13 protein-coding genes are annotated in these 12,418 nt (G+C 39.4%); 4 read left to right on the top strand and 9 right to left on the bottom strand.

Translation table 11 applies throughout. The features are described from left to right. The first annotated feature begins 4 nt into the window (after nt 1-4). A complete protein-coding gene (gene tsaB / locus ABVM49_RS02335; protein WP_405202859.1) occupies nt 5-682 on the top strand; it encodes a tRNA (adenosine(37)-N6)-threonylcarbamoyltransferase complex dimerization subunit type 1 TsaB in 678 nt (225 codons plus the stop codon). 71 nt (nt 683-753) lie between these two features. On the opposite strand, the gene ABVM49_RS02330 is transcribed toward tsaB, so the two are convergent. From ABVM49_RS02330 to ABVM49_RS02300, 7 genes are all read right to left on the bottom strand, one after another. Then, entirely contained in the window at nt 754-1,572 is an 819-nt protein-coding gene (locus tag ABVM49_RS02330; protein ID WP_405202858.1) for a mechanosensitive ion channel family protein, read from the bottom strand. A gap of 138 nt (nt 1,573-1,710) precedes the next feature. Further along, nucleotides 1,711-2,556, bottom strand: coding sequence for a mechanosensitive ion channel family protein (locus ABVM49_RS02325; RefSeq protein ID WP_405202857.1), 846 nt, complete (start codon nt 2,554-2,556; stop codon nt 1,711-1,713). A gap of 68 nt (nt 2,557-2,624) precedes the next feature. Further along, entirely contained in the window at nt 2,625-4,664 is a 2,040-nt protein-coding gene (locus ABVM49_RS02320) for a thioredoxin domain-containing protein (RefSeq protein ID WP_405203647.1), read from the bottom strand. 150 nt (nt 4,665-4,814) lie between these two features. Continuing rightward, nucleotides 4,815-5,018, bottom strand: a complete 204-nt coding sequence (locus tag ABVM49_RS02315; protein WP_380033851.1) for a dodecin family protein — start codon at nt 5,016-5,018, stop codon at nt 4,815-4,817. 195 nt (nt 5,019-5,213) lie between these two features. Beyond that, nucleotides 5,214-6,044, bottom strand: a complete 831-nt coding sequence (locus ABVM49_RS02310) for a TPM domain-containing protein (RefSeq protein ID WP_405202856.1) — start codon at nt 6,042-6,044, stop codon at nt 5,214-5,216. Then, nucleotides 6,044-6,484, bottom strand: a complete 441-nt coding sequence (locus ABVM49_RS02305) for a TPM domain-containing protein (protein ID WP_375252893.1) — start codon at nt 6,482-6,484, stop codon at nt 6,044-6,046. The genes ABVM49_RS02310 and ABVM49_RS02305 overlap by 1 nt, the downstream gene beginning before the upstream one ends. Then, entirely contained in the window at nt 6,485-7,093 is a 609-nt protein-coding gene (locus ABVM49_RS02300; RefSeq protein ID WP_405202855.1) for a LemA family protein, read from the bottom strand. A 179-nt stretch (nt 7,094-7,272) separates the two neighbouring features. Between ABVM49_RS02300 and ABVM49_RS02295 the strand changes: the two genes are divergently transcribed. Beyond that, nucleotides 7,273-7,452, top strand: a complete 180-nt coding sequence (locus tag ABVM49_RS02295) for a hypothetical protein (RefSeq protein ID WP_148305664.1) — start codon at nt 7,273-7,275, stop codon at nt 7,450-7,452. Here ABVM49_RS02295 and ABVM49_RS02290 read toward each other — a convergent pair. Further along, a complete protein-coding gene (locus ABVM49_RS02290; RefSeq protein WP_035327266.1) occupies nt 7,436-7,765 on the bottom strand; it encodes a MerR family transcriptional regulator in 330 nt (109 codons plus the stop codon). The two genes, ABVM49_RS02295 and ABVM49_RS02290, sit on opposite strands and share 17 nt — an antisense overlap. Further along, nucleotides 7,765-8,736, bottom strand: coding sequence for a M23 family metallopeptidase (locus ABVM49_RS02285; RefSeq protein WP_405202853.1), 972 nt, complete (start codon nt 8,734-8,736; stop codon nt 7,765-7,767). The genes ABVM49_RS02290 and ABVM49_RS02285 overlap by 1 nt, the downstream gene beginning before the upstream one ends. 116 nt (nt 8,737-8,852) lie before the next feature. On the opposite strand from ABVM49_RS02285, the gene alaS reads away from it, so the two are divergent. Together alaS and ABVM49_RS02275 are read left to right on the top strand one after the other, a co-directional pair. Beyond that, entirely contained in the window at nt 8,853-11,465 is a 2,613-nt protein-coding gene (gene alaS, locus ABVM49_RS02280; RefSeq protein ID WP_405202852.1) for an alanine--tRNA ligase, read from the top strand. Continuing rightward, complete coding sequence (locus ABVM49_RS02275) at nt 11,465-12,409, top strand: GSCFA domain-containing protein (RefSeq protein WP_405202851.1); 945 nt, start codon at nt 11,465-11,467, stop codon at nt 12,407-12,409. Before alaS ends, ABVM49_RS02275 begins: the two co-directional genes overlap by 1 nt. The last annotated feature ends 9 nt before the right edge of the window (nt 12,410-12,418 follow it).

Genomic DNA, 12,418 nt, shown 5'->3' with positions numbered 1-12,418 from the left:
AAGAATGACACACATATTATGTCTAGAGACAGCCACCACAAATTGTTCGGTGGCTTTGTCTATTAATGGAGAAGTCGTGATGATGCAGGAGGATAATGCAAAGAAGTATTCTCACGCAGAGCGGCTGCACACTTTTATTAAAGAAGTTTTAGATAAAGCAGGTGTTGCTCAAGAAAAACTAAACGCCATAGCGGTAAGTAAAGGCCCAGGGAGTTATACGGGGCTGCGCATAGGAGTTTCGGCGGCAAAAGGTCTCTGTGCTGCACTAGATATACCTTTAATAGCTGTAGAGACGCTTAGATCGCTTTCGCGAAAGCAAAACCTTACTCATAATGAGCTTGTAGTACCTATGCTAGATGCCAGGCGTATGGAAGTGTATAGCGCTATTTATGATAGTGAGGGGAATGTTATAAGAGGTACAGAAGCACAAATACTAGATGAAACCTCTTTTACCGAATATTTAGATAAGAGCATTGTGCACTTTATAGGTAATGGAGTTGAAAAATTTCAAGAAGTGTGTACACACCATAATGCTAGATTTGTAACTAATGAATTGCCTAGCGCTGCGCAAATGGCAGCTATTTCAAACCAAAAGTTTCAAGAAGGATTATTTGAAGATGTAGCTTATTTTGAACCTTATTATCTCAAAGATTTTATTGCTGGCAAGCCTAAGAAAAAATAAGCACAGCTTTATAAATGACAAACGCCCTTAATGTAAATATTAAGGGCGTTGTCATTATGAGGGACTTGATATTATGCCTCTTTCTGTATCTCGACAGCGTGAGGGTAAGGTATTTCAATTCCAGCTTTGTCAAGCTCAATTTTACAGTTTTCAATAGTTTGGAAGTACACATCCCAGTAGTTTTCTGGTGTTGCCCACGGGCGTACCTCATAGTTTACAGAGCTCTCTGCAAGTTCACCCATATTTACAGATGGAGCAGGTACTTTAAGTACATTTTCTTGTGACTCCATAGCGCGCATTAGGGCTTCTTTGGTAGCTTTAATATCTGCATCGTATGATACACCTATTGTAAGGTCTACACGTAGTTCTCCTAGCTCTGTATAGTTCTTTATATTACCATTAGATAGTGCACCGTTAGGTAAGATTACTAGCTTATTACCTGGTGTTGATATTTTTGTCGTAAAGATTTGAATCTCTGTTACAACACCTATTTCGCCTTGAGCTTCTATAAGATCTCCCACTTTAAAAGGTTTAAAAAGTATTAAAAGTACACCTCCAGCAAAGTTAGATAATGATCCTTGTAGAGCAAGACCTACAGCAAGACCAGCAGCAGCAAGTATCGCTGCAAAAGAAGCGGTGTCTATACCTAACTGACCTAAAATAGCAATGATAAGAAGTACTAGTAATATGGTTCTTACTAGGTTAGACAAGAACTTTTCTAGGGTCTTGTCCATATTTTTGTTCTTGTCGAGCATTTTTTTGAAAACTTTCATAAGTTTCCCAATAACCCATTTACCTACAATCCATATGACAACGGCCATAAGTATTTTAAGCCCGTATTCTGATCCTTTTTCGATAGCTAGATCAATCCATTTTTGATAGTCTTCCATTACAATGTTTTTAGTTTAAGTTGTTTTGATACATTAAAACTAAAAAAAACGCTCATAATTAAAATTATGAGCGCGTTATATTCTTGTAATTATTTAATAGTAAGCATAGGTCTATACTTATGTGTCTTTCATCTATAACTATTCTTGTTTGTACAGATGCACATCACGCTGCGGGTAAGGTATTGTGATACCTTGAGCCTCTAGTCTTTCTTTTCCTTCTTCAAGTACGGTCCATCGTAAGTTCCAAAAATCATCTATATGTGCCCAATATCTTAATGAGAGGTTAACGCTGCTATCACCTAGTTCTGCGAGCACTATCATAGGTTCTTTTCCTTCTACTTGTAACACAGTTTCTTGCTCATTTACTAAATCTAGTAGAATGTTTTTTGCAAGCTTCACATCGTCGTCATAACCTATTCCAAAAGTTAGGGCTTCTCTACGTATTCCCTCTTCTGTAAAGTTTACAATGGTTTCATTAGATAATTGTCCATTAGGGATGATAGCAAGTTGGTTTCCAAAAGTATTGAGCTTGGTTTGGAAAATAGAAATTTCCTTAACAGTTCCTTCTTGTCCTTGGGCTTTTATAAAATCTCCTACTTTAAATGGTCTAAGTAATAGTATGAGCACACCACCAGCAAAGTTTGCAAGTGACCCTTGTAGCGCAAGACCTATAGCAAGACCAGCGGCACCTATAATCGCAACAAGCGATGTAGTTTTTACTCCTAGTTGAGTGATTACAGTAACAAAAAGTATAATTTTAAGCGTCCAGTTTATAAGGTCTTGTGCAAACTTTTCTAGGGTAGGGTCATAATCCTTTCTTTGGAAAAATTTACGAGTAAAACGTTTAATAAGACGTATGATCCAGAGACCTACAAATAGAAGTATAATAGCACTTATAAACCCTGGGATAAATGCCCATATCCAGTTTGCAGCGCGTTTTATATATTCTTCGTACTGACTTAACGTACTTAGGGGGTCTTTCATAACAATGTATTTTTTACAAAGTTGAAAATAACCCCTAAGGTTCTATAAAATGTGGGGATAAACTTCTGTTAAAGTTCTATGAGTTTTAAGGCTTCCTTAACTGTTTTTACTGGTAGTTTACACGCATTGTTAACGCATACATAAATTAATGTTTCACCTTCTAGGTATCTACCTTCAAAAATTTCTTGTTTGCTTGCGGTAGTAGTGGCAGCAATTAATTTATTTGGCAAGTATTCTTGCTCTAATTCTGCAAGAATGTTTTGAGCATCTGGGCCAACTACTACAAGCTCATAATAAGGTTTTGTATAGTTGAGCATAAGGTCCATCCAGTTAGAAAAACTCGTAGGGCTTTGTGTAAAATTAGTTTGCATATTATTGAGCATTGCAGCTGCGGTATCTGTATACTCTTTATCTAAGTAGTAGTGCGATAGGGTAAAAATATTTTTCGCCATTATGGAGTTTGATGACGGGATCACGTTATCATAAAACTCAGTGTTTCTAGAAGACAGTGTAGGATCTTCGTTTGAGGTAAAATAGAAGAGTTTATTTTCTGCGTTTTGAAAGTGAGTAAACGTATAGTCTGTTAGACTTTTTGCCTTCTCTAGCCATTGCTCATCCATAGTGACCTCAAAAAGGGCAATAAAAGCATCTATAGTCGCAGCATAATCTTCAAGGTATGCATTTATAGTGCTCTTGCCATCTTTATAGGTTCTATTAAGACCTCCATCTTTACGAAGCAGATTGTCTACCACAAAATTTGCATTCTTGAGAGCTGCGTCGAGAAATTCCTTTTCGTCAAACACGCGGTAAGCATCTACATATCCTTTGGTCATTAAGCCATTCCAAGAGGTGAGAATTTTGTCATCTAGGCGCGGTTTTTCTTTTTTGCTTTCGCGAAAGCGTAATAAATCCTCACGCCACTTACTCTTTTTAGTGGTAAGCTCTTCTAGCGAAATTTCGTACTCCTTTATAAAATCTGTATCTAGATCTTGTCTTATAAGCACATAGTGATCATTCTCCCACTTACCGTAATCATTGATATTGTAGTAAGCGCTAAAGAGTTCAAAATCATCTCCTACAAGGTTCTTAAGCTCCTCTTCTGTCCATACATAATACGCACCTTCTTCTAGTTCACCGTCTGGGGTAAGGCTATCTGCATCTAGCGCGCTGTAAAAACCTCCCTGAGCAGTGGTCATCTCTCGTTTTATAAACTCGAGTGTCTCATACACGGTTTCTTTATATAGCGGATTTTTAGTCTTTAAGTAAGCGTTTGAGTATAGACTTACGAGCTGAGCGTTATCATATAGCATTTTTTCAAAATGGGGGATATGCCATTTTGTATCAACACTATACCTCGCAAAGCCACCACCCACTTGATCATTTACCCCGCCAAAGGCGATTTGCTCTAGTGTGGTATTTACATACTCAAGTATCTCGTCATCATTATTTTGATGTGCGTAGCGCAGTAAGAATTCATAATTATTAGGCATCATAAACTTTGGCGCTCTGTTGAGACCACCTTGACGTGTGTCCCATTGTCGTGACCACTTCTCAATAGATGTTTGGAGTGTGTCTATAACAAAGCTGGGTTTATTAGGGTTAGGTGTTACAAGGTCCATTTGTGCAAGCCCCGTACCTAGCTTATCTGCATACTCCACCAGCTTGTTAGGGTCTGATGTGTAGATGTCTGCAACTTGACCTAGCGCGTTGAGCCAGTCTTCTTTTGAAAAATAAGTGCCACCCCAAACTGGTCTTCCATCTGGCAATGCTACAGCATTAAGAGGCCAGCCACCGCGACCTGTCATAAGCTGTACAGCATTCATATATACATTATCTACATCTGGTCTCTCCTCGCGGTCAACTTTTATATTTATAAAATTTTCATTCATAAACTGAGCGACCAGAGTATCTTCAAAACTCTCGTGCTCCATCACGTGACACCAGTGACACGATGAGTATCCTATACTTACGAGTATGAGCTTGTTTTCTTTTTTTGCTTGAGCGAGCGTTTCGTCGTTCCAGGCTTTCCAGTCTACAGGGTTGTGGGCGTGTTGTAATAGGTAAGGACTTGTTTCTTTTATAAGGTCGTTTGTATAATCGTGTTGCATAGTAGTGTCGGTTTTCCCCTCACAGCTTGTAATGAGAATCGCAGTAATAAAGGCAAGTACAGGGATATGTAATTTCATAAGGTAAAAATACAAACAAAAAAAGTCCCACTTTAGAGCGGGACCTTATATAGCTATTTAAAAAGCCTCTTATTATTTTACTTCAAAAGTAATCTTACAGTTCATACGGTATTCTTTAATTTTTCCGTCTTCACCTACTACACAGTTTTGCTCATTTACATATAAAGAGCGTATGTTTTTAAGAGACTTACTTGCGTGCTCGAGCGCATTTTCTGCTGCGTTTTCCCAGCTTTTTTCTGAACTTGCTAATACTTCTATTACTTTTAATACTGCCATTTTATTGGTTTTAAGAATTAATAAATTGTTGTTTTTCTTAAAGTTAAGCAATATGTTAGTAATAAGAGTGCGAGGTGTTTAGAATATTAAGATTAGTCTAATTGTGAGTTACAACGTGAGTTTATGCAGCTTATCGATACTCAGTTCATTTTCTAAATAAAAGATGCAATAGGCCTTTGTAGATAAAATAAGAACTTACCAACCTCCAGAAGCACCACCACCGCCAAAGCCGCCACCGCCAAAACCTCCCCCGAAGCCACCGCCGCCTCCAAAGCTGCCGCCACCTCCAAAGGAACCACCACCGCCGCCAAAACCGCCGCGCCCCATATTACTGAGTATAATAACATCTAGTAGTGAGCCAGTTCTTCTAGTACCGTTACCACCGTCACGACCACCACCACGGTGATTGTTACGACTTATGATAATCAATATGATGACAAAGAAGATAAACATTAAGATAGGTTGTATGGGGAAACCACTATCATCTGGTCGAGAGCCTGTAAAATTACCCTGCAACCCTTGAAAGATAGCATCTGTACCTTGGTCAAGGCCTGCATAAAAATTACCCTGTTTAAATTGCGGAATCATTATGCGATTTATGATTTGCTCTGCGTCACGATCTGAGATAATACTCTCAATACCATAGCCAGTATTGATATCAATCTTTCGGTCGTCTTTTGCTAGGAGTATAAGAATCCCATTGTCTTCATCTGCCTGACCTATTCCCCATTTTTGTCCCCATTTTGCACCTAACATATCGAGACCTTCACCATTTGATGATGAGATTACAGCAACTACAATTTGTGTTGAGGTGGTATCACTATACTTAATAAGTTTACGTTCTAAAGCGTTTTTTTGACCTTCAGAGAGTAAACCTATGTAGTCATAAACAGCATCTGGATTTGCCTTTGTGGGTTTATCTGGTATTGTGTATTGTGCAACTGCCGTCATACTCACAATACAGAGAAGAAGTGTGAGTGCGCTTTCGCGAAAGCGGAATCCCATAAAAAAATCTTTTTCTAGCATTAAGAAGTCGTTATTTCGTCTGGAAGTTCATTTACATCTCCGTGCTCCCACGGAAAGTATTGTGCAAGCTTTTCACCAGCACAGCGCACCCCATCTATAAGTCCATCACGGAAGTTGTCTTGCTTAAACTGAGCAATTATTTTGTCTTTTGTAGACTCCCAGAAGTCTGCAGGGACCTTGTTATTAATCCCCCTGTCGCCACAAATGGCAAGTTTATGATCATCTACAGCTACATAAATGAGCACGCCGTTTTCATCTTTAGTATTGTCCATTTTAAGTAGGTGAAATAACTCTTGAGCACGCACTAGAGCATCCTTTTTAGAATGATGCTCTAGGTGCACTCTTATCTCTCCAGAGGTCTGTTGCTCAGACTCGCGTATGGCTGTAATGATAGCCTGCTCATCTTCTTTACTTAAAAAGTCTTCTACCGTAGATGCCATCTAGCTTCCAAAATCAAATTCTACATTTGGAGCATCTTCAGATCCAGCGTCTGCCTCAAAGTAATCCATCTCTGCAAAGTTTCCTATAAATGAGTTTATCACGTTATTAGGAAACGTTTTAAGGTGTTTGTTATATGGTTTTACCGTCTCGTTAAATCTGTTGCGCTCCACGTTTATGCGGTTTTCTGTGCGCTCAAGTTCGTTTATGAGTTCTTTAAAGTTTTCATTTGCCTTGAGGTCTGGGTAACGCTCAAAAACGGCAAGTAATCTAGATAGGGCAGAGGTAAGTCCTTGCTGCGCTTGTTGAAACTGCTTGAGTTGTGCTGGTGTAATGTTAGAAGGATCTATTTGTATAGAGGTAGCTTTAGATCTTGCTTCTGTCACTTTTATAAGTGTAGACTGCTCAAACTCTGCATAACCCTTTGCGGTGTTTACAATGTTAGGTATCAGGTCTGCTCTACGTTGGTATGAGCTCTCAACATTTGCCCACTGTGAAGTTGCATTTTCTTGTAAGTCAATTGCGGTGTTGTAAAATTTAGGCCCTACCATAAATCCTACGATGGCTATAAGAGCGATAATGGCAATGATAGCAATAAGTCCTTTTTTCATAATATAATACTGGTTTTGATTGTTAGTTGTCTTATAGTAGTATTTGTTACACACTACCATTCTAGAAGCAAGGTACTAATTTATGTAACTATTAAGGATAAGGTTTTGTTAAGAGCACCTAGTCATAACATTTTATGTATGATTTTTGCACTCTTATCGACTTAATGAATAAATTGTTTATGACCTTAAAACTAATACACATACTCGGCTCTATGGGATTGCTCGGTGTTTTTACCGGACTATACCATCTCGTATATGGAGATTATGCTGTGATGAGTTTTTGCGCTGTGTTAGTAAGTACACTATTTATCATACTCGCTATAATAGATATAGCAAGGCAGTCTAGAGGTCACCTTTAATCTCTAGTAACTGCGCCTTTACGCCTTCTAGCTTGCGTATAATGTCAAAGTTGCTCAAGATCTCCTTTTTTCCTTCCTTAAGATGGATTTTTGCGCCTTCTAGTGTAAAGCCACGCTCTTTTACTAGGTGGTAGATAAGCTCTAAATTCTTAATGTCACTTGGAGTAAACTTACGAGTACCACGCGCATTCTTTTTAGGTTGAAGCACGTCAAACTCTTTCTCCCAGAAGCGCAGGAGCGATGCGTTTACATCAAAGGCCTTTGCAACCTCACCTATACTATAATATCTCTTTTCTGGAAGATCTATGTGCATTAGTCAAGCGATTGATTTTCTAACGAGGCAGCAGCTAGCATAATATCATACTCTTCTGGAGTAAGGTCATTGTGATAAAAATTTACTGGGTTTACCACCTTACCGTTTTTCCAAACTTCGTAATGTAGGTGTGGTCCAGATGAGAGGCCTGTGTTACCTACATAACCTATGATCTCTCCACGTTTTACCTTGCGTCCTACTTTTGTGTTGTACTTGCTCATATGAGCATAGTAGGTTTTGTACCCAAAACCGTGTTCTATAATTACCATCTTACCATACCCGCTACCTAAACCTACTTTTGTTACAGTACCATCACCGGTTGCATAAATAGGTGTACCTGGAGGGGCCGTAAAATCCATCCCATTGTGCATTTTTCTATACTTTAAAATAGGGTGTACACGCATACCATAACCAGAGGCAACTCTAGAGAGGTCCTTGTTTTGTACCGGTTGTATGGCTGGTATAGTTTTGAGAAGAGCTTCTTTTTCTTCGGCGAGTTTTGCAATCTCGTCTAGTGATTTAGATTGTATAACAAGTCGTTTTGTAATCTGGTCTATACGCTTAGCGCTATTTGTAATTAGAGCAGAGTTGTCATAACCCTCAAGGTTTTTATAACGGTTTACTCCTCCAAAACCGGCTAGACGCACATCATTAGGTATAGGACTAGCTTCAAAGAGTACGCGGTATACATTGTTATCACGCTCCTCTACATTTGCAAGCACGCGTTCTATCTGATCGAGTTTCTTTTCTTGCATCTCAAACTGCAGAGACATATTTGCAAGTTCCCGCTCTAACTTACGTTCTTTAGGCGTATCTACACCAGAGTTAAATACAGCAATTGTTATAAGAAGACCCATAAGAGCAGAAGAAGCAATAAATATAAGTGCAGCTCCAAAGGTGCGTCCCTTTTTCCGCTCTACTTTTCGGTAAGATAGTGTCTCACTATCATAGTAATATTTTACCTTAGACATAAGTTAAAATGCTTATTTTTGAGGTTTATTTATGGAGCTGTGCGCTTTCGCGAAAGCGTGATTTCTCAACTTCATAACAGTCAAATATAAAATAAATTATCCACACCTTCTATCGTATGAAATCTCAAGAGGTACGTAAACAGTTTTTAGAATTTTTCAAGTCCAAAAATCATTCCATAGTCGCCTCTGCGCCAATGGTTTTAAAGGATGACCCGACCCTGATGTTTACAAACGCTGGAATGGTTCCTTTTAAAGAATACTTTTTAGGAAACGCTACGCCAAAAAATTCACGACTTACTGACACCCAAAAGTGTTTACGTGTATCTGGTAAGCATAATGATCTTGAGGAGGTAGGAAAAGATACGTATCACCACACGATGTTTGAGATGCTGGGTAACTGGTCTTTTGGAGATTACTTTAAGGAAGAAGCGATTGCTTGGGCTTGGGAGTTTCTTACAGAGGTAGTAAAGGTAGATAAGGACAGTATATATGTTTCGATTTTTGAAGGTGACGCGTCTGAAGGACTTGAGCGCGATCAAGAGGCATATGATATATGGACAAAACATATAGACGAGAGCCGTATTATAAACGGAAACAAGAAAGATAACTTCTGGGAGATGGGTGCTCAAGGCCCTTGTGGACCTTGCTCTGAGATACACGTAGATATACGCTCTGCCGAAGAAAAAGCAGCCGTAGATGGTAAGTCACTTGTAAATATGGATCACCCGCTCGTAATCGAGATCTGGAATCTGGTATTTATGCAATACAACCGTCTGGCAAACGGGTCGCTCACAAAGCTTCCTAACCAGCACGTAGATACGGGAATGGGCTTTGAGAGATTGTGTATGGTCCTGCAAGGTGTACAATCTAACTATGATACAGATGTGTTTACACCACTTATGCGTGAGGTAGAAACCATTACTTCATCAAAATGTGGCGAGACAGAAGAAACAGATATCGCTGTACGTGTGATTGCAGATCACGTGAGAGCTGTCTCATTTTCTATAGCAGATGGACAGTTACCGTCTAACACAGGTGCTGGGTATGTGATAAGACGTATACTGCGACGTGCCATTCGTTATGGGTTTACGTTTCTTGACACTAAGGAACCATTTATATATAAACTGGTTTCTACACTTGTAAACCAGATGGGAGATGCCTTTCCAGAGCTGGAAGCACAAAAAAATCTTATTACAAATGTGATACGAGAAGAAGAGGCTTCGTTCTTGCGCACACTTGATAAAGGACTCATCTTATTAGATAATGTAATTGCAAATACCTCTGGAGATACGGTTTCTGGAGATAAGGCTTTTGAGCTTTATGACACCTATGGCTTCCCAATAGATCTTACAGCACTTATACTTAGTGAGAAAAATCTAAAACTAGACGAAGCTGGCTTTGAAGCTGCTCTTAAAGAGCAAAAGGACCGTTCTCGTGCAGCAACCAAGGTTGAGACAGACGACTGGAATATCTTGCAAGAAGATAGCGAAGAGGAATTCATAGGCTACGATACACTAGAAGCATCTGTAAAAATCACTCGCTACCGTAAGACAGAGAGTAAAAAAGACGGGGAGTTATATCAACTAGTATTTAATCTTACGCCATTCTATCCAGAAGGAGGAGGACAAGTAGGTGATAAAGGATACCTAGAAACTCCAAGCGGAGAGGTGGTTTATATCATAGATACAAAGAAAGAAAACAACCTTATTATACATCTTGCCAAAAACCTCCCAAGATCTACCGAGGGAACGTTTAAGGCAGTGGTAGATGTGAAGCAACGTAGCCGTACGGCTGCAAACCATACTGCAACGCACTTATTGCACCAAGGGCTTCGTAAGATACTAGGAACACACGTGGAGCAAAAGGGAAGTATGGTACATAGCAGAAACCTACGTTTTGACTTCTCTCACTTTTCTAAAGTGACAAGCGAGGAGTTAAAAGAGGTAGAAGATTTTGTAAATGCACGCATACGCGAAAACTTATCTCTAGAAGAGCAACGTGGTATTCCTTATGATCAAGCTATACAAGAAGGAGCGATAGCATTATTTGGAGAGAAGTATGGTGACGCTGTAAGGACCATACGCTTCGGGAAATCTATGGAGCTTTGTGGTGGTACACACGTGAAAAATACAGGAGACATCTGGCATTTTAAAATCACTTCAGAAGGTGCAGTGGCATCTGGTATACGCCGTATAGAAGCAATTACTAGCGATGCTGCCAAAGATTACTTTACATCAGAAACCGAAGCCTATAATCAAGTAAAAGCAACCCTTAAAGGGAATCAAGATCCAGTAAAGGCGATTACTAACCTACTGGATGAGAATGCTGCTTTAAAAAAGCAAGTAGAAGCACTTATAAAAGAGAAGGCTCAAAACCTAAGTGGTGATCTTGCAAAAGAATTTGTAGACATAGATGGTGTAGATTTCTTAGCAAAAAAGGTAGACCTAGATGCGGGAGCTATTAAAGATCTAGCTTTTAAATTAGGAGAGAATAAAGACAACGTATTCTTGCTATTTGGAACAGAGCAAAACGGTAAAGCATTGCTAAGTTGCTACATCTCAAAAGAGCTTGTCGCTTCAAAAAATCTGAACGCAGGTACTGTCGTGCGTGAATTAGGAAAGCACATCCAAGGTGGAGGTGGAGGACAACCTTTCTTTGCAACTGCAGGAGGTAAAAATCCAGCAGGTATAGACGCTGCCATTGCAGAGGTTAAGAACTATCTTGTATAATGAAACTACAGACCCAAATACCGCTAGAGCCTGCTGCTCATCAATTTGGGTATGATCATAAATTATTGTTATTAGGTTCTTGCTTTGCGCAGAACATAGGTGACAAGCTATCATATTATAAATTCCAAGCGGTTACAAATCCGTTTGGAATTATTTTTAATCCCGTCGCACTAGAACGGTTAGTGGCAGATGCTGTTGCAAATAAAACCTATACAGAAGCAGATGTTTTTGAACTAGACGGCGTCTGGAAATCTTTTTATGCACACAGTGACAAAAATGCCCTTACGAGACTAGGAGCTGTGATACACTTACAAGAGGCGCAGCAATTGCTCAGGCAACAGCTCATAGACGCTTCTCATTTATTTATCACATTAGGTACTGCTTGGGTTTATAAACATCTTGAACGTGATGAGGTGGTGGCCAACTGTCACAAGGTTCCTCAACAAGCTTTTACTAAAAAACTACTATCTGTCACCGAAATTCAACAGAGTCTGTCTCGTATTTGTGAGCTGGCAAAAACTCTTAATCCAAAAATTGAGATTGCCATTACGGTGTCGCCAGTGCGTCATATTAAAGATGGTATAGTAGAAAATACCCGTAGCAAATCACATTTACTTACAGCAGTTCATCAACTTGTAGATAGTCGTGAGGCGAGTTATTTTCCGGCTTATGAGATTGTGATGGATGAGTTACGTGACTATCGCTTTTATGCAAGTGATATGGTACACCCATCTGAGCAAGCTGTTACCTATGTATGGGAGCGTTTTGTAGAAGTGTACGCTTTCGCGAAAGCGCAACAAACAATGAAAAAAGTAGCTCAAGTCCAACAGGGGTTAGCTCACAGACCTTTTAATGAAGACAGCGCTGCTCACCAAAAATTTATTACAGATCTTGCAAAAAAACAGCAAGCTCTAACAGAAGTGTATCCTTTTATGAACTTCTAGATAATCAAA

It is taken from the genome of Dokdonia sp. LLG6352-1 (assembly GCF_045055815.1).
Classification (GTDB): domain Bacteria; phylum Bacteroidota; class Bacteroidia; order Flavobacteriales; family Flavobacteriaceae; genus Dokdonia; species Dokdonia donghaensis.
The sequence above is the reverse complement of the archived record's forward strand: the minus strand, read 5'-3'. Positions and strand labels throughout refer to the sequence as shown.